This is a genomic window from Pseudoalteromonas sp. AOP7-A1-14, from assembly GCF_052376275.1.
GTDB lineage: Bacteria > Pseudomonadota > Gammaproteobacteria > Enterobacterales > Alteromonadaceae > Pseudoalteromonas.
Window position 1 is genome coordinate 1 of record NZ_JBQSVO010000006.1, and the last position, 17,460, is coordinate 17,460.

21 protein-coding genes are annotated in these 17,460 nt (G+C 42.0%); 10 read left to right on the top strand and 11 right to left on the bottom strand.

Annotation, left to right across the window (positions count from 1 at the left end; all coding sequences use genetic code 11):
* Window positions 1-41 precede the first annotated feature (41 nt).
* Window positions 42-881, bottom strand: a complete 840-nt coding sequence (locus ACT3RM_RS01960; RefSeq protein WP_441834803.1) for an isopenicillin N synthase family dioxygenase — start codon at window positions 879-881, stop codon at window positions 42-44.
* 235 nt (window positions 882-1,116) lie between these two features.
* On the opposite strand from ACT3RM_RS01960, the gene ACT3RM_RS01965 reads away from it, so the two are divergent.
* Together ACT3RM_RS01965 and ACT3RM_RS01970 are read left to right on the top strand one after the other, a co-directional pair.
* Window positions 1,117-2,319, top strand: coding sequence for a bifunctional alpha/beta hydrolase/OsmC family protein (locus tag ACT3RM_RS01965; RefSeq protein WP_441834804.1), 1,203 nt, complete (start codon window positions 1,117-1,119; stop codon window positions 2,317-2,319).
* A 93-nt stretch (window positions 2,320-2,412) separates the two neighbouring features.
* Window positions 2,413-2,736 (top strand): hypothetical protein, encoded by a 324-nt coding sequence (locus ACT3RM_RS01970; RefSeq protein ID WP_441834805.1) that lies wholly within the window; start codon window positions 2,413-2,415, stop codon window positions 2,734-2,736.
* A 40-nt stretch (window positions 2,737-2,776) separates the two neighbouring features.
* On the opposite strand, the gene ACT3RM_RS01975 is transcribed toward ACT3RM_RS01970, so the two are convergent.
* Together ACT3RM_RS01975 and aspS are read right to left on the bottom strand one after the other, a co-directional pair.
* Window positions 2,777-3,382, bottom strand: a complete 606-nt coding sequence (locus tag ACT3RM_RS01975; protein WP_441834806.1) for a pentapeptide repeat-containing protein — start codon at window positions 3,380-3,382, stop codon at window positions 2,777-2,779.
* A 96-nt stretch (window positions 3,383-3,478) separates the two neighbouring features.
* Complete coding sequence (gene aspS / locus ACT3RM_RS01980; RefSeq protein WP_441834807.1) at window positions 3,479-5,266, bottom strand: aspartate--tRNA ligase; 1,788 nt, start codon at window positions 5,264-5,266, stop codon at window positions 3,479-3,481.
* 198 nt (window positions 5,267-5,464) lie between these two features.
* On the opposite strand from aspS, the gene ACT3RM_RS01985 reads away from it, so the two are divergent.
* From ACT3RM_RS01985 to ACT3RM_RS02020, 8 genes are all read left to right on the top strand, one after another.
* Entirely contained in the window at window positions 5,465-6,313 is an 849-nt protein-coding gene (locus ACT3RM_RS01985) for a DUF72 domain-containing protein (protein ID WP_441834808.1), read from the top strand.
* 22 nt (window positions 6,314-6,335) lie between these two features.
* On the top strand, window positions 6,336-6,836 hold the full coding sequence (locus ACT3RM_RS01990) for a M48 metallopeptidase family protein (protein ID WP_441834809.1): 501 nt from the start codon (window positions 6,336-6,338) through the stop codon (window positions 6,834-6,836).
* A 199-nt stretch (window positions 6,837-7,035) separates the two neighbouring features.
* A complete protein-coding gene (locus ACT3RM_RS01995; RefSeq protein ID WP_441834826.1) occupies window positions 7,036-7,293 on the top strand; it encodes an ATP-binding protein in 258 nt (85 codons plus the stop codon).
* A 139-nt stretch (window positions 7,294-7,432) separates the two neighbouring features.
* Window positions 7,433-8,158 (top strand): carboxy-S-adenosyl-L-methionine synthase CmoA, encoded by a 726-nt coding sequence (cmoA, locus tag ACT3RM_RS02000; RefSeq protein WP_441834810.1) that lies wholly within the window; start codon window positions 7,433-7,435, stop codon window positions 8,156-8,158.
* A 20-nt stretch (window positions 8,159-8,178) separates the two neighbouring features.
* Window positions 8,179-9,147, top strand: coding sequence for a tRNA 5-methoxyuridine(34)/uridine 5-oxyacetic acid(34) synthase CmoB (gene cmoB, locus ACT3RM_RS02005; RefSeq protein WP_441834811.1), 969 nt, complete (start codon window positions 8,179-8,181; stop codon window positions 9,145-9,147).
* 206 nt (window positions 9,148-9,353) lie between these two features.
* Window positions 9,354-10,406 carry a phosphoribosylformylglycinamidine cyclo-ligase gene (purM, locus tag ACT3RM_RS02010; protein WP_441834812.1) on the top strand — a complete coding sequence of 351 codons (1,053 nt, stop codon included), beginning with the start codon at window positions 9,354-9,356 and terminating at the stop codon, window positions 10,404-10,406.
* The gene (gene purN, locus ACT3RM_RS02015; protein WP_441834813.1) at window positions 10,406-11,053 is read left to right on the top strand and encodes a phosphoribosylglycinamide formyltransferase; all 648 of its coding nucleotides are present in this window, start codon (window positions 10,406-10,408) and stop codon (window positions 11,051-11,053) included. Before purM ends, purN begins: the two co-directional genes overlap by 1 nt.
* Window positions 11,054-11,069: 16 nt before the next feature.
* Window positions 11,070-11,798, top strand: a complete 729-nt coding sequence (locus ACT3RM_RS02020; RefSeq protein ID WP_441834827.1) for a DUF3108 domain-containing protein — start codon at window positions 11,070-11,072, stop codon at window positions 11,796-11,798.
* A 72-nt stretch (window positions 11,799-11,870) separates the two neighbouring features.
* On the opposite strand, the gene ACT3RM_RS02025 is transcribed toward ACT3RM_RS02020, so the two are convergent.
* The 8 genes from ACT3RM_RS02025 to avd all read right to left on the bottom strand — a co-directional run bounded on the left by ACT3RM_RS02025 (window position 11,871) and on the right by avd (window position 17,443).
* On the bottom strand, window positions 11,871-12,635 hold the full coding sequence (locus tag ACT3RM_RS02025) for a class II glutamine amidotransferase (RefSeq protein WP_441834814.1): 765 nt from the start codon (window positions 12,633-12,635) through the stop codon (window positions 11,871-11,873).
* A 169-nt stretch (window positions 12,636-12,804) separates the two neighbouring features.
* Window positions 12,805-13,758: a hypothetical protein gene (locus ACT3RM_RS02030; protein WP_444511302.1), complete on the bottom strand. Its 954-nt coding sequence runs from the start codon at window positions 13,756-13,758 to the stop codon at window positions 12,805-12,807.
* Window positions 13,731-14,435 (bottom strand): hypothetical protein, encoded by a 705-nt coding sequence (locus tag ACT3RM_RS02035; protein ID WP_444511303.1) that lies wholly within the window; start codon window positions 14,433-14,435, stop codon window positions 13,731-13,733. Before ACT3RM_RS02035 ends, ACT3RM_RS02030 begins: the two co-directional genes overlap by 28 nt.
* Window positions 14,432-14,917 carry a baseplate complex protein gene (locus tag ACT3RM_RS02040; RefSeq protein WP_444511304.1) on the bottom strand — a complete coding sequence of 162 codons (486 nt, stop codon included), beginning with the start codon at window positions 14,915-14,917 and terminating at the stop codon, window positions 14,432-14,434. The genes ACT3RM_RS02035 and ACT3RM_RS02040 overlap by 4 nt, the downstream gene beginning before the upstream one ends.
* Window positions 14,914-15,543 carry a hypothetical protein gene (locus tag ACT3RM_RS02045; protein ID WP_444511305.1) on the bottom strand — a complete coding sequence of 210 codons (630 nt, stop codon included), beginning with the start codon at window positions 15,541-15,543 and terminating at the stop codon, window positions 14,914-14,916. Before ACT3RM_RS02045 ends, ACT3RM_RS02040 begins: the two co-directional genes overlap by 4 nt.
* The gene (locus tag ACT3RM_RS02050; protein WP_282337901.1) at window positions 15,536-15,823 is read right to left on the bottom strand and encodes a hypothetical protein; all 288 of its coding nucleotides are present in this window, start codon (window positions 15,821-15,823) and stop codon (window positions 15,536-15,538) included. The genes ACT3RM_RS02045 and ACT3RM_RS02050 overlap by 8 nt, the downstream gene beginning before the upstream one ends.
* 4 nt (window positions 15,824-15,827) lie before the next feature.
* Window positions 15,828-17,093: a reverse transcriptase/maturase family protein gene (locus tag ACT3RM_RS02055; RefSeq protein ID WP_444511306.1), complete on the bottom strand. Its 1,266-nt coding sequence runs from the start codon at window positions 17,091-17,093 to the stop codon at window positions 15,828-15,830.
* On the bottom strand, window positions 17,090-17,443 hold the full coding sequence (avd, locus tag ACT3RM_RS02060; protein WP_002960011.1) for a diversity-generating retroelement protein Avd: 354 nt from the start codon (window positions 17,441-17,443) through the stop codon (window positions 17,090-17,092). The genes ACT3RM_RS02055 and avd overlap by 4 nt, the downstream gene beginning before the upstream one ends.
* Window positions 17,444-17,460: the final 17 nt, after the last annotated feature.

Consider the following 17,460-nt stretch of genomic DNA (forward strand, 5'->3'; position numbering starts at 1 on the left):
AAATTAGCGGCTTTTTTATTAATTTATTCATTCTACGAGTGCTATTTAACGCCCAGTTCACGTAAGCGCTCTTGTAAGTAGCTATCGGCGGTATAACGCTCAGACAGAACGACATCTGGGCGCGGGTGTAAAAACAAAGGTAATGAAATACGCGATTTAGTCGAGCCTTTACCTGTTGGATTAATTACACGGTGAATGGTCGATGGAAAATATCCTCCCGACGCTTCTTGTAACATATCACCGATATTTATAATTAAGCTACCAAAATCACAAGGGACATCTAACCAACCGCCATCGGTTTTTTGCACTTGTAACCCTGGTTCATTAGATGCAGGTAATACCGTTAATAAATTAATATCGCCATGTGCTGCAGCCCGAATTGCGCCAGGTTCTTCATCCCCTGTCATTGGGGGATAATGTAAAATACGCAGTAATGTTTGCTCAGAATCAGCAATCATATCTTTTAAATCGATTGAAAATTTAGCACGTACATCGGCTGGCGCTTCAGCCTGCACCCAACTTAATAATGTTGCTGCAAACTCATTGGCTAAACGATAATACTCGTGAATATCGGCTGCAAGTTCTTCTGGTACACGTCCTTTAGGGTAAACATGAAAGTACTCTTTAATGTCTTTTACCGTAAACCCCTTCGCAACCTCTGACACTGAAGGCGGAAAATAACCATCTTGATTATCTTTTGAGAATAAAAATTCGTGCTTTTGCTCAGAGTTAAAAAAGTCCTGCCAATTCTTATAAATCGACTCAACTAATGATTGCGGAATTGGGTGGTTTTTTAACACCCCAAAGCCTGTATTTCTCAGAGACTCGACAAATTGAGCGGCCGCATCGCTCGCTTTATAATCAACGGTAGGTAATTGCATGATGGTATCCAATGAATTAGGTTGTTAAGCTAGTTATTAGCTTATTATAGCGCTTCGCGAGGATAGTAAACTAGCCCAAAAAGTATAAGGACTTATGTCCGCACCTTATTGTCTCGCAATTACATTTTTGATACAGATCAAAACAACAAAAAAGAAACTGAAAGCATACTATGCTAAATAGGGTCTATTATTTAGTAACCCCTGATTTTACACGCAAAATTAATAAGGCGAACTTATGCGACAAAAAGTATCTTTTCAAAGTGGTGACTTAACGTTAGCAGGCCAACTAGAAGCCCCCGAGGGTGAAATTAAATTTTACGCACTATTTGCACACTGCTTTACATGCGGTAAAGACATTGCGGCGGCCACACGTATTAGCCGAGCTTTAACACAACAAGGTATCGCCGTACTACGTTTTGATTTTACGGGTTTAGGTAATAGCGATGGCGACTTTGCCAACAGTAACTTTTCATCAAACATTCAAGACTTAGTATCAGCGGCTAATCATTTACGTGAGCATTTTGCGGCGCCGCAACTACTCATTGGCCACAGTTTAGGCGGAGCTGCGGTACTTTCTGCTGCAGAGCATATTCCTGAAGTATCGGCTATTACAACCATTGGTGCACCGTCAGATGCGCAGCACGTAGCGCATAACTTTCAAGCACACCTTGATGAAATTAACGCAGCAGGTGAAGCTAAAGTAAACTTAGCCGGTCGTGAATTTACCATTAAAAAGCAATTTATTGACGATATAGCCAAGTACGATAAAAGCCATATTAGTAAACTTAAGCGCGCATTATTAGTAATGCACTCCCCTATCGATGCGACGGTAAATATTAGTGAAGCTGAAAAAATTTATGCATCGGCAAAACACCCTAAAAGCTTTATTAGCCTAGATAACGCCGATCACCTTTTAACAAATAAAAACGATGCCGACTACGCAGCACAAATAATTGCAACATGGGCAAACCGTTATGTTAAGTACGACAAAACTAAATACACGGCAAGCTTAACGGGCGGTAATGTGCTTGTTGAAGAAAAAGATCATGTTTTTACTCAGCATGTAAGCACCAAAGATCATACTTGGCTTGCTGATGAGCCGCTAAAAGTCGGAGGTAATAATTTAGGGCCAGATCCGTACCATCACTTACTTGCAGGACTTGGCGCGTGTACATCAATGACATTACGTATGTACGCCACCCGTAAAAAGCTAGCACTTGAACATGTAAAAGTAGAGCTTGACCATACCCGCGACTACCACGCAGATTGCGACGATTGTGAAAAAGACGGAAAAATTGAAGCCATCACCCGTAAAATCACCCTAGTAGGCGATTTAACCGACGAACAAAAAAAGCGTTTAATCGAAATTGCTGACTTATGCCCAGTGCATAAAACACTGCACAACAACCCGTTGATTGTCAGTGAACTTGTGAAATAAAGATACAGTGGTGCTGTGCTTAGCAGCGCCATTACTTCAAATCTATGCGATAATGGCGTTATTGTTACCACAGATTTAGTAAAGAGACTTACCATGAAATCATATAGCAGCATTGAAGAACGTATTAATATTTTACAAGAGCGAATTACAGCCTACCAAGATGAAATAAAAATTTTAAAAGCTGAGCCGAAAAATAACAACGAGCGCATTATTTTCAAGTTTATTGAAACCGGCAGTACAGGTAAAACTAAAGATTTTGTGCGTGAGTTAGGTATTAAATCGCCGCGCGATAGCTTGTATTCTTCGGGAGATGTAACAAAACTAATTAAAGATGGCGCGAGCGATATTTCTCCTGCGTTATTAGAAATCGCAAGACAGCTTGCAAGTGCACGTAATAAAAACGGCCCAGCTTGTTAGTCGTTTATAAAATAAAGTAGTTAGCCGTTTGCATTTACGGCTAATCCACCAGCTCTATATTTAGTCCCGTTAATAGGTTTAACGCTTCAAATCGCTCAAATTTTGCCTGACTAATATCATTATTTTTAATATCAATATTAAAGTTTCTAGCACCTACAAAGTTCGCTTTACTCAAATTAGTTTGCTGAAACAGGCTGTCTCTAAAGTCTGTGCCGGTAAAGTTACTCGTGATTAAATTTGCGTGTCTAAAGTCAACGTCTTTTGCAAAACAGCCTGTTAGTGTGAGCCCTTTTAACGGTAACTCATAAAACGAGCTATGACTGAGTTCGCAGTCTTTAAAACTTATTGGCGCCGTTAACGCTAATTGCGGCCAGTTAACTTCTCCCCACTGAATACTAGTCAGTTTACAGTGCTTAAAAGTAACGTCTTCTAATGAGCTGTAATTCCAACTTAATTCATTCAAATTGCAGTTTATAAATTCGCAATCAATAAAGCGACAATCGCTAAATTGACTTTGGCTAAAGTCACAATCAATAAATTGGCATTGTTCAAATTCAATGTCGTTAAGTCGCGCAGTGTGAGCTCCGAGCTTTGAAAATGTCTGATCGTAATAATCGTTTTCAGAAAAGTGGTTGCTTTGAGCCATACTATTCCTTAATCATTTTAGCTATTAGTCAAACAAAAACCCCTTAGGTTTGAGCCTAAGGGGTTTTAAAAAATTAACCAATTTTTAGTTAATTAATTACTTATTCTGTTCTGCTGAATTTTCAGCTTTATCGACAACATTGATAGCAAGCTCAGTTAATGAATCAGCATTAGCTTTGCTTGGTGCGTCTGTTAATAAACACGATGCTTGTGTTGTTTTAGGAAATGCAATGACGTCCCGAATATTGTCAGTACCACAAAGCAGCATAACTAAACGATCTAAACCAAACGCTAAGCCTGCATGCGGTGGAGTGCCGTACTTAAGGGCGTCAAGTAAGAAGCCAAACTTGTCTTGCTGCTCTTGTGCATCAATACCTAAAATTCTAAAGGCCGCTTCTTGCATGTCAGCGTTATGAATACGTACCGAACCGCCACCCACTTCGTAGCCGTTAAATACCATATCGTAAGCATCTGAAATAGCCGTTGCTGGATTTGCTTCAAGCTCACTTGCAGTAACATCTTTTGGTGCAGTGAATGGATGATGTACAGCATGCAATGTGCCTTCGTCATCTTCTTCAAACATTGGGAAATCAACGACCCATAGCGGTGCCCAGCTATTTAGGTTGGTGATTTGTAAATCAATACCAATTTTCAAGCGAAGTGCGCCCATGGCTTCATTTACAGTGTTACGTTTATCTGCACCAAATAAAATGATATCGCCAGTTTGTGCGTTAGTACGCTCAAGTAACTGAGTAATAACGTCTTCGTTTAAGAACTTAGCAATCGGTGATTGCACCCCTTCCACACCAGCTTCGCGATCGTTTACTTTCATCCACGCTAAACCTTTGGCGCCGTAAATACCAATAAACTTAGTGTAATCATCTAGTTGCTTACGAGAAAGCTTAGCACCGCCTGGAACAGTAAGCACTGCAACACGGCCTTTTTCATCATTGGCAGGGCCTGAGAATACTTTAAATTCAACATCTTTAACTAAATCAGCAACGTCAATTAACTTCATTGGGTTACGTAAATCTGGCTTATCTGAACCATATAAGCTCATTGCCTCGCTATAAGGCATTGTTGGGAAATCGCCTAAATCAACATCAAGCAATGACTGCCACATTTCACGGATCATTTTCTCAGTTATACCACGTACTTGATCAGAGCTCATAAATGAAGTCTCTAAATCTATTTGGGTAAATTCAGGTTGACGATCGGCACGTAAATCTTCATCACGGAAACATTTAACAATCTGATAGTAACGATCAAAACCCGACATCATCAACAATTGCTTAAACAATTGTGGAGATTGTGGCAATGCGTAAAAGCTACCTTTATGAACACGACTCGGTACTAAGTAATCGCGTGCGCCTTCTGGCGTAGCTTTGGTAAGTACCGGTGTTTCAATATCTAAGAACGCATTTTCATCTAAGAAACGACGCACAAAGCTGCTTGCTTTAGCACGTAATTTAATACGATCGCTCATTTCTAAGCGGCGTAAATCTAAGTAACGATACTTTAAACGGCGCTCTTCAGAGTTTGTTTGGTTAAAATCAAGTGGCATAGGCTCAGAGCGGTTAATAATGGTAAGGTCTGTGCCCAAAATTTCTACTTCACCAGTAGGCATATCTTTATTGACTTGACTGTCAGGGCGAGCACGAACAATCCCTTTTAACTGCACACAAAACTCTTGACGCAATTTGTTAGCGTTATCCATTAAGCCTTCAACTTCAGGATCGAATACAACTTGCACTAACCCTTCTCTATCGCGTAAATCAACGAAGATTAAGCCACCAAGATCACGGCGTTTATTGATCCAACCACATAATTCAACTTCTTGATCAACGTGGGTTTTATTTAGCTGTCCGCAGTATATAGAGCGCATAGTATTCCTGTCAGTGTAAGACTAATAGCCAATTTATTAGATTGATTGAAAGCGCCAAGTGCACCTTTATTTAAATAATAAATCCACTATTTTAAAGAGTAATCATTTTAAGGCCGTATTATACCCAAGTTGCCTGCAGATGCTAGTTTCTCAAGTATTTGTTACACTAAATCAAACACACAATCAGTTAGCCATTTTATGTTGTATTTAGGGTGTCCACAGTGGTCGAGCAATGCATGGAAAGGCAATTTATTTTCAAGCCGATGTAAAAACGCCGATATGCTTAGCCAATATGCCCAGCATTTTAATTCAGTTGAAGGCAATACCAGCTTTTACGCTGACCCTTCAGCAAGCACTGTATTACGCTGGGCAAACAGCGTACCCGACGATTTTAAATTTACTTTTAAGTTTAATCGTCGCTTTAGCCACGAGCTGCACCTAACTAATATACAAACCGAGCTTACTGATTGGCTTAACTTGTTCTCCCCTATTTTAGAAAAAACGGGGCAGGTCATGTTGCAATTACCGAAAGCATTTGGTCCAAATGATTTACCCAAACTCACCCAATTTATTAGCCTATTACCAAAAGAAGTTAATTACGGTGTAGAGGTACGCCATATTGCGTTTTTTCAAAAAGGTGAAGCCGAAATAGCGCTTAATCAGTTATTAATGGCAAACAACATAAATCGTATATCGATGGATACACGCGCCCTATTTTCAGTAAAGCCAACAACCGAAGCTTTAATTGATGCACAACAGAAAAAGCCACACTTACCCGTACATGCCATTGCTACAAGCACGCAACCCATGGCGCGCTTTGTTATCGCCGATTTACAAAACGACTATAAACCCTTTTATAAACCGTGGCTAAGTAAACTAAAACAATGGCTTGATGAAGGAAAAACGCCTTATGTGTTTTTTCATACGGCAGATAACCGAGAAGCACCTTTATTAGCAAGGCAGTTTTGTAAAGACCTTGGTTATAATCACAAAGCATTAAACCCATTTACTGGCGAAAAAGAAGCCTACCAGCAAGCGCTTTTTTAAATAATAAAATTAGAGAATATAAATGAGTGAATACGCACGATACTTTACCGGCTACCCTGCAAACATTGTTGAACAGGTATTAAGCCTAATTAATAACAATAAAGTATGCGACTACTTACTTAAAAAGTACCCGCAAGCACACACTATTACCAGTGATAAACTACTTTATAACTACGCCACCGAGCTTAAAAAACAGTATTTAAAAAACGCACCACCGTTTGGTCGCGCAGCATTTAAAAAACAAGGCGATATGATCACCAGCGCACTTGGAACGCATACGTACCGAATGCAAGGTAAAACACGTAAGCACGATTTAGCGATAAATAGCGACTTGCTACGCGCTCCCGAGCCGTTATTAAAAGCATTAGTAGTGCATGAGCTTGCCCATTTTAAAGAAAAAGACCATAACAAAAGCTTTTATCAACTTTGCTGCCATATGGAACCGAGTTACCACCAGCTAGAGCTAGATTTAAGAATTTTTTGTGTGGTAGTCGCAATGAATGAAAACCCTTATTTAAAATAAGGGTTTTAGCGTTAATTTAACCTATAACAATGCACGCATTGAGTTAATCACTATTTTTGAGCAATCAGTTGAAAACTACACCGCTCGTTTTAAAGAGCGTGAATTAAATGTAGACAGCAAAGCTTAACCAAGGCTGTTAAATGCATCATAAATGGCGACAAAGAACGCCTTGTACAGCTATTTTCAAACCTGTTAGAAAATACGTGCAAATACACACAAAGGCGGGCAAGTAACAATACTTGCCAATAAAACACATAATAACATTGAGCTTACTTTACAAGATTCAGCGCCAGGGGTTTTACCTGACGACTTACAACAATTGTTTGAGCGTTTTTATCGCTTTGAAAAATCTCGCAGCCGAGAGCACGGCGGCTCGGGTTTAGGACTTGCACTTTGCAAACAAATCGTAGAGGCACATGGTGGTCAAATATCGTTGCTAAAATATCATCAGTGCTAATCACTTTACTTTTAGTTATTAAAAATTTCTTTTTTATACTTATTATTCATTATTTCTAGCCAAACGACTGAATTTATCACTGACTATCTAGCATAAAATGCTAAAATAACTTTATTATTTTTTTTTAGAGACTGTTTGTGTGACGATAAAAGACAGCATTTATGCCAGTGAGCAAGCGGTTAAAGACTTTAGCTTTGACCAACATGTAGTAGAAGTATTCCCTGATATGATCCAGCGCTCGGTACCAGGTTACGCCACGATTGTCAGTACAATGGGCAAAATTGCCGGTGAATACGCACAAAGTAATTCTAATTTATATGATTTAGGTTGCTCCCTAGGCGCGGTAACACTAAGTATGCGCCGCAATATTCGCACTGATAACTGCCAGATTATTGCTGTTGATAATTCACAAGCAATGGTTGAACGCTGTAAGTTACACTTAAATGGCTTTCGCTCCGAAGTGCCAGTGACAGTAACACTCGGTGATATTAACGAGTTAAAACTTGAAAATGCCTCGGTTGTAGCGATGAACTTTACTCTACAATTTATACCACCTACGCAGCGCCAAGCGGTGCTTGAAAAAATATATGCTAATTTAAAGCCTGGTGGTGTATTGCTATTAAGTGAAAAAGTAAAAGGTGAAAACGAGCAATGCGATAACTTGCTGATTAATCTTCATCATGACTTTAAGCGTCATAATGGCTATTCCGAGCTTGAAATAAGCCAAAAGCGCACCGCGATTGAAAATGTAATGCGCCCAGACACCCTCAATTCGCACCTTGCACGTTTGAGCGATATTGGCTTTAGCCAAACTCAAGTATGGTATCAATGTTTTAACTTTTGCTCATTAGTCGCAATCAAGTAACAAATATAAAGAGTAATTCAATGTCTTCATGGTTTAACCAATTTTATGCTGCAATTGCACAGAGTCCACTTAGCCACTGGCTTGAAACTTTACCGAGTCAGTTAAAACACTGGCAAAATGAAGCCAGTCACGGTGATTTACCTAAATGGCAAAAAGTGCTGAAAAACTTGCCAGACGTATCCACTCAACATGTTGATACTACCCACAAGGTTGAAATTGGTGCCCCCGGCGAAATGAGTGAAGGTGAGCAAAAGCAAACCACACACTTATTGAAACGGATGATGCCATGGCGTAAAGGTCCATTTAATGTGCACGGTATTGAGATAGACACAGAGTGGCGCAGTGATTGGAAATGGGACCGCCTACTTCCTCATATTGAGCCATTGAAAGGTCGCACTGTTTTAGATATTGGTTGTGGCTCAGGTTATCATTTGTGGCGTATGCGCGGGGAAGGTGCAGAATTTGTAGTAGGCATTGACCCGTCTGATTTATTTTTATGTCAGTTTCAGGCTATTAAGCACTTTAACCCTGACGAAAATGTACATTTACTACCACTAGGTGTTGAAGCTCTGCCTGAATTAAAAGCATTCGATACGGTATTTTCAATGGGCGTGCTTTATCATCGCCGTTCGCCTATCGACTTTTTAGCGCAGTTAAAAGCACAGCTTCGCCCAGGCGGTGAACTCGTACTTGAAACCTTAGTCATCGAAGGGGATGAAAACACCGTATTAGTACCAACCGACCGGTATGCAAAAATGCGTAACGTTTGGTTTATTCCAAGCACAGCAGCGCTAAAGCTATGGATGGAACGTGTTGGCTTTAAAGATGTACAAATTAAAGACTGTGCCATAACCACTTTAGAAGAACAGCGTAAGTCAGATTGGATGGAAAACGAGTCACTTATCGACTTTTTAAACCCAGACGACAATAGCAAAACTATTGAGGGCTACCCTGCACCATTACGCGCTATTTTAACCGCTAAAGCATAAGGTAAAGACATGAGGGGGCAATATGCTACTAACAAGCTGTAAGCAATTCCCTAAAATCTCCTTTGCTTACCATGCGGACAAGTGTCCTTGTAATACGGTTAAAGTTACATTTGAACTAGCCGCGCCTTTGCAATTGTTGTAAAATGTGCGCGTTTCTAAGCACTATGAATTCACATGCAACCATGCAACTTTTTTGAGGAAAACCTGTGAGCGAACAAAAACAGTCTCTAAGCTACAAAGACGCGGGCGTAGATATCGATGCCGGTAATGCACTTGTTGAGCGTATTAAAGGCGTAGTAAAAAAAACCCGTCGTCCAGAAGTAATGGGCGGAATTGGTGGTTTTGGCGCACTTTGCGAAATTCCTGAAGGCTACAAGCAACCAGTATTAGTTGCAGGTACAGATGGCGTTGGTACTAAACTACGTTTAGCAATCGACCTTAAAAAACACGATACCGTGGGTATCGATTTAGTTGCAATGTGCGTAAATGACCTTATTGTTCAAGGTGCTGAGCCATTATTTTTCTTAGACTACTACGCAACTGGCAAGTTAGATGTTGATACTGCAGCTGATGTTGTTACAGGTATTGGTAAAGGCTGTGAACTTTCGGGTTGTGCATTAATTGGTGGCGAAACAGCTGAAATGCCTGGCATGTACGACGGTGAAGATTACGACATGGCTGGCTTTTGTACTGGCGTAGTTGAGAAAGCCAATATCATCGATGGCACAAAAGTAGCCGCTGGGGATCAGCTAATTGCTCTTGCTTCAAGCGGTCCTCACTCAAACGGTTTCTCATTAATTCGTAAAGTCCTTGAAGTATCAAACGCGGATACTAATGCTGAGTTTGAAGGAAAAACATTAGGCGAAACACTACTTGAACCAACACGTATCTACGTTAAACAGCTTCTTGAGTTATTCAAAAAAGTAGACGTTCATGCTCTTTCTCATATTACTGGCGGTGGTTTTTGGGAAAATATTCCACGCGTATTACCTGAATCTGCAAAAGCAGTCGTTAAAGGTGATAGCTGGCAGTGGCCTAGCATTTTCAACTGGCTACAAGAAAATGGTAACATCACTACCCACGAAATGTATCGTACATTTAACTGTGGTGTCGGTATGGTAGTTGTTGTTCCAGCTGACAAGCTTGAGCAAAGCTTAAGTATCTTAAAAGATCTTGGCGAAAATGCTTGGCACCTTGGTGAAATAAAGGACGCTAAAGCAGACGAAGAACAAGTAGAAATCTTAGGCGGCCATGATTAATGGCTCCTTCTCGTCTGGTAGTCTTAATTTCAGGTAGTGGCTCGAATTTACAAGCCATTATTGATGCCTGCAATAATGGCGAGATAAATGCAAACATAGCAGCTGTTATAAGTAATAAAGCAGACGCCTATGGCCTTGAGCGAGCAAAACAAGCCGGTATTGCAACCGCAGTATTGAGCCACAAAGATTTTGACTCGCGCGAGACTTACGATGCACAATTAATGGACGTTATTGACTCTTTTGCACCTAATCTAGTTGTATTAGCTGGTTTTATGCGTATTCTTACACCTAGCTTAGTGCAAAAATATAAAGGAAAAATGTTGAACATTCATCCTTCCTTGTTGCCTAAGTATCAGGGGCTGAATACCCATCAAAGAGCAATAGATGCAAAAGACGACGTTCATGGCGTAAGTGTTCACTTTGTGACTGAAGAATTAGACGGTGGTCCAGTTATTCTTCAAGCCAAGGTAGCAGTACTGGCAGACGATACTGCCGATACTTTATCTAAGCGCGTACATGCACAAGAGCATAAAATCTATCCTTTGGTGGTCAAATGGTTCAGTGAACAACGACTTACTATGGAAGCAGATTATGCAGTTCTTGACAAAAAACAACTTCCTGCACACGGCGCGCACTACCCAGAATAAAAAATTAAGTGCCCTAATTTTGTGTGCGGGCACTTTACTTCCAACTAGCTTAATTGCTGGTGAACTAACCCAATATCAAGCAAGCTATGATGTTCTGCGTAAAGGCGAAACGCATGGTAAAGCAGTACGAGAGCTAAAAAAAATAGCTGATAATAGCTACGAAGTCACTTATCATAGTGAAATCGAGTGGATGATTTTTTCAGATGTTCGCAAAGAAACGTCTAAATTCACTTATAAAGACCATGCTATTTCCCCAATCAGTTACACCATGGAGCGCTCAGGAACAGGACCTGATAAAGACTATTCCCTCGAATTTGATAACCCAAATAAGATAGTTAATAGTAGCGAAAACGAATATCCGCTTGAATACGAATGGACTAATGAGTTTCAGGATTCTCTATCCTATCAAGTACAAGTTCGTGAAGAATTAAAAATGGGTAAAACTAACCTTTCATATCCGTTAATCGATAAAAAGGGAAATCTGCGCGACTACAACTTTGAAGTTGTTGGCAAAGAAGTGATCCCATTGCCGATTGGCAATATTGAAGCGATTAAAGTTAAGCGTCTATATGATAATGACAAACGCCAAGCGCTTGCTTGGTTTGCCCCAGAAATGGACTACATGTTGGTAAGAATGTGGAAAGGTGAAAAAGGTGTAGAACAATTTGAAGTGCAACTTAAATCATTCACAGTAACAAGCCCAGTTGCGGTCCCTGAAGAAGTTAAAAGCGAAGTAACCCCGTAGTAGTTCAATAGTTATTTATTATTTAAAGTAGGCGCGATTTTTTATATCGCGCTTTTTACTTGCACCTAAGAATTAAATCAACTCACCCATTTTAAATAAAGCAAACTCACCCGATTCCATTTTATGCCAGCGTTCGTCGTTGGTTAATGGCCGCGTAGCAATTACGCTGACGACATCATTGAGTGTAGTCTCTTGTTGAAAATCAACCACCATATCTGCATCAATAAGCGTTGCTTTACCAAAGGGAGCACGGCGCGTTATATAGTGTAAATTATTAGTGCAGTACGCCAATACAAATACCCCATCTGTAAGTAGCATATTAAATACGCCTTTTTCGCGTAGTGTATGGCAAAGTTTTGCTGCATAACGAAAAACAGATGCCATATTTGATGGGCGCTTAGGGTATTTTTCGCGAATTTTATCAAGCAACCAACAAAATGCTAGCTCACTATCGGTATTACCTACTGGTCGATAGTGCTCAGGTTGTAAATCATGATAATTAGAAAGCTGGCCGTTGTGAGCGTAGGTGATCTCCCGCCCCCACAGCTCACGCGTAAATGGGTGGGTATTTTCAAGACAGACGTGACCACGATTACCTTGGCGAATATGGCTTATCACTGACACACTTTTGATCGGGTATGCTTTAACGAGCTTTGCGATTTCAGAGCTGTAACTTGGCTCAGGATCTTTAAACGTGCGACACCCTTTTCCTTCATAAAAAGTAATACCCCAACCATCTTTATGGGGGCCGGTATTGCCCCCTCGCTCCAACAGGCCTGAAAAACTAAAACAAATATCCGTAGGCACATTCGCCGACATGCCAAGAAGTTCACACATAACAAAAACACCTCTTTTAATTCAACAAGTTAACCAAAGCATGCATTTAAATCTGATTTAATGGTCACAGTTTTGGTTTCACTTTGGCTTTTTCTTGCTGCAATTTCATTTATTTTACGGCTTTAATGGCGCTATTGTTAAGCACGATTGGGCTATAGGCAAGGGCTAACTACTCTACTATTGGCTCTAGTGTGCTTTTTAAGCTGCTGGCTGTTGATTTATGGCCGGTAAATTCGCCTTTGGTAATTGGCGGCCCCGCGCCCTGGTCTTTGTGCCCGTGGGTTTCTAGGCTTTGGTTTATATCTTTAACCAGGCTTATTAAATCTAGCAGCACTTGCGCTACGTTTACTGAGTTATTGCCGAGCCACACGGTTTTGCCTTCTACCTTTGCCAGCTCGGTGGCTTTGGCGTGCAGGGTTTTTAGTGTGGTTAGGTTCATGTTTGCGGTGGCTTCAATGTCTACTTGCTTTTTACTTCCTAGCAGTAACCCTTCAAGTGCGACTATTAAGGCTTTTTCACCGACTACTGTTTTTAGGGCGCCCATTACTTCGGTTACTTGGTTGCCGTCTATTTTTAGCGTGTCGTGCGTGGCTATGCTGGCGCTGCGCTCGTGGTAATTTTGCTCGCTGCTGCGTGCTGTTGTTTTGTTTGTGTCGCTGGTTTGGGTTATTTCGCCGTCGGTTGTGGTGTGCCAGTTGCCGTCGTTGCCTTGTATTTTGCTGCGGTTACTTTGCTGCAGCGTTACATCTGTTCGTTTGTGCTCGGGCACTAGGCTTTGCCATGGCAGTAAATTGGTGATCACGGCATGGCTGTTTAGGCCATCAATATACTGTATTAAACAATGCATGCCTGGCGCTGGTTCGTTTAATAATCCGTGGTCGGATGCTTGTCCTGTGCCGAGTGTTACCTGTTGAAATACGGGCACGGCTAATGGCTCGCTTGTTAGCGGGTTTAATAGCTGCACGTCGGCTGCTTTTAGCGGCCTAAATGCGGTGCTAATGGCTGCGCCACCGCTTGGTAGGTCATATATTTTTTCAATGCGCGCCAATTGCGGCAGGTGTTTACGCTCGCTTAACTCTGGAAAGTAGCGCTGTATTAGGCGTTTAATGGCTTGTTTGACCATCGTATGTGCATCCTGTCGTTGATTAGTGTTACTTCGGTTATGTGGCGGCCGTTTATTTGTATGCCTGGTCTTAATTTTGGGATAGCTATTAGCTCGCCGGTGGTTGAGCTTTTAGCGGTTATTGTGTGCTCTGGAAAGTCGCTTATTGCTGCGAGTGGCCAGCGCGAGTCGTGCCAGCTGCCGACAAATATTTTACCATCGGGGCGCTGCTGAAATATAAAATCGCTAATGCCCCACACTTTAGCTACTTGCCTAAGCGCTTCAATACCTGTGCCGCTGTGATAAAACGCGGGTGCTATTTTATTTAAATATTCGGCGTTTTCAGGTGTTACGAACTCAACACCGAGCTTTGCCAATTCATCGAGCACGGCCTTTATTGTTGCGTGACGAATAGCAAGCGGGGCGGGAAAACTTAACGCGCCTAGCAGTTCGCGGCAGGTTAAATACCAGCGGCCGTTGGCTTGGTGCTTTGACTCAATTACGCCAAGGAAATACGGGATCATATTATCAAGTGTGTAACCTAGGTGCAGCTCGACCAACCCGCTTGGCTCCTGCTCTGCGACCACTTCAAATTTTGCGCGACCTGTGCTGGCAATGTCTAGCTGCACGGTTTTGCTAACAATATTGGTTACTGTGTTGCCGCCAATTGTTAGCGTGTTAGATAGGCGGGTGCTCATGGCCCTTCGACCTCGTTAAATTTATTTTGTACGTCGTCGTTACTGGTTGATGCTTGCGGCTCTGCGCTTTCGGTTGCCTGTTCGTCTAGCTGCTGTTGCTCGCGCTCTGATACAGATTGCACTTCTACCAGCTTAAATGCTACTTGCCAGCCTTTTTTGTTTTCTATTTCGCTGGCGCTTATGTCGCCATCGAATTTGGCTTTACGTATTTTATATGCTGCGGCTAGCTCGTTATTTACGGTGTAAATAATACGTGCGCCGTTTTCGTCCAGCGCTTTTGCTTTGCTTATTAATAATGCCAGGCTAGCGCTTTCGTTAAATGGGATTTTAGTATTTACGGTTAGTGTGCCCGACTTTACGCCTTGGTCGCTACTTAGTGAAAAGCTGCCAAAGCCTGACATGTCGCCACCGGCTAATTTTACGCCTGCGTTTACGCGGGTTTCGAACCCGGGCACGTTCCAACCGTCGAGTGCTATGCTCATAATACCTCTTTAATTTTATTTAGCTCAGCTGCTTGGCCTACAAATACGCACATTGCCCAATACATTTGGTCGCTGCCTTTGCTGGCAATTGAGCCGCTTAGCTGTTTTGCGCTGCCTGCAGTAATTAATTGCACATCTACGGCGCTGCTTTTTGCTGTGAACTGTGCTTGATTTAATCGCTGGTCGCGGGCGGTTTTTAGCTCTGCGGTTTGGGTTAATGCATCGTCGATAGCGGTTATTAACTGCTTGCCGCTGTCGTTTGCGGCCACTAACTCAGCTGCTATTTGCTTTTTACGCAGTGGTAGCCAGTTTTGCAGGGCGCTTATTTGCCACTCCAAACTTTGGCCTTCGTACGTTGCCAGCTTGCTTTGCTCTAGCGTGCTTTGGTTTTGGCCGTATTGCGCGCAGGCGATGAACTCGGCTATTGGGCAGTATTCATTTATTGTGCTGAGCGAGCTTGCCAGTGCGGCGGGGTCATTTGCGCTTACAGATAAAAGCAGCGCGCTATATTGTGCTGGCTTATCTGTGCGCGAGTCGTCTTTTATTGCCGATGCAAGCAGCTGCGCGCCCTCTTGCATTGAGCAAGGGGCGGCGGCTTGGTGGTAGCATAGCGCTATGTTATGCATTTTCTGCTGTGCTTTCTGGCAGCGGGTAGCGCGCTTTAATTTCGGCCACTTTGTCGCGCCATTTTTGTAGCGACTCTGGCGTGCCTTCGAACTGCGCCTCCATGTATAGCGGGTCTGACTCTTTTGTGTATGCAGCTTGGCGCTTTTCTAGGTTTTGGCTTAGCTCAAACTGCTGCTGATTTAATACAGATTCAATTTGCTCTTGGTCCATACCTAGCGATTGCATGTATTCGCTGCTTGTGTTGCTGTGGCTTGTGCCCTTGTAAATGTATGTAAACATAGTTCTACCTTTTAAATGGAGTGTTAAATAATTTTAGCTTTATGCTGTGCGTGTCGGCATGGCTTGCATGTCCTAACCACGATTGCACGCATTGGTTTATTTCGACTAGTGACACTTTACCTTGCGAAAATTCTTTTCTAAATCTTTTAAGCTTGGTGCTTATTTTATTCACGCTGCTTTTTCTTAGCAGTCTATGGCTTGCATATATTCTATATCCTAAAAAATCGAGTGATCGGCCGTTCGTTTTTGCTATTGGGAACACCTGCGTTTTGCTGTTTGTTTTTAGTCGTAGGTTTTTATATAAAAACTCTTCGATTAAATTTCTCCACTCGTTAAGTTGCGCCTTGTTCTTGTGTATTATTACAAAGTCGTCCATATAGCGAATATAACGCCTTGCTTTTAGCGTGTGCTTTGCAAAGTGATCTAGCTCGTGAAGGTAGATGTTTGCAAATATTTGACTCGTTAAATTTCCGAGCGGTATACCTGCGCCCACTGCGTCGCTTGGGCTGTTGTCGATAATGTAAAAAAGCAGGGCTTTTGTTTTTTGGCACTTTAACTTGGCATCTAAAATATTTTTTAATGCCTGGTGATCAATGCTTGAAAAATACTTGCTTATGTCTGCTTTTAGCGCATAAGCTTTGCCGCTTTCGCTTTCTACCTGCTTAATAAATAGCTGCGCTCTGTCGGCTCCGGCGTGTGCGCCCTTGCCTGTTCTGCACGCGTAAGAATCGTGTATGTATTGTTTGTCGAACAGCGGCTCAATTACATTGTAAATTGCCCGATGTATTACACGGTCTTTAAAGTGCGGCGCTGAAATTAGCCGGCGCTTTGGCTCAAATACATAAAAATGCCTGTACGGTAATACGCTGTACATTTCCCATATTAGCTCGTTTTGTATTTGCACTATGTTTTCTTCTAGATTATTAAAGAATGCAAGGGCCGATGCTGATGTTGTTTTTCCTTTTCGGCATTGGTATGCCGCGTTTAATATGTTTTCGAACTGGTATATTTGTTCGTACGTGCAGCCTGTTGACGCGTCGACAGGCTTTATTGCTTTTTCAGCTATAGCTGGGGCAGCTGCATCCTTTTCAAAGTTGCACTGACAGCCCCCCTTAAGGGTACTGCTTCTGGCATAATCAAGAGCGGGACGAAAACCGATATTACTGTTCGCATTCGAACGCGCATTGTTCAGATTGAGCGCGCCCAGCCCAGCGTTCGAGCCATTGTTCCAGTTGCCGCCACGTAGCGGGAATCGATTCCGTGCATTCATAATGCAACTGCCTGTTTGTTTCTTATGGATTTAATCCAACCGCCCAGCATCTTGCCAATTTCTACTAATCGCTCTATCCATAATTGATATTTTTTTACGTCTATATAGCGCAAGTCTTTTGCCAAGCGCACTTGGCGCTTTAGTATTGCTAGCTCAATGTCTAACTCTGTTAGCGTTGTTTTTTTATGGTAACGCTTAAATGCAGTAACTATTAAACGCTGCAGCTGCAGCATAGACTTGCGTATTTCTGCTGCTAGCACGTGCGTTTCGTGCTTTGGGAATTGCTTTATTGCTTGATACCCGTACATCAACATGTCTCTGCATTTTTCTTCGATTGTTAGCGCGGTCAAATTTCCTCCTTGTTATG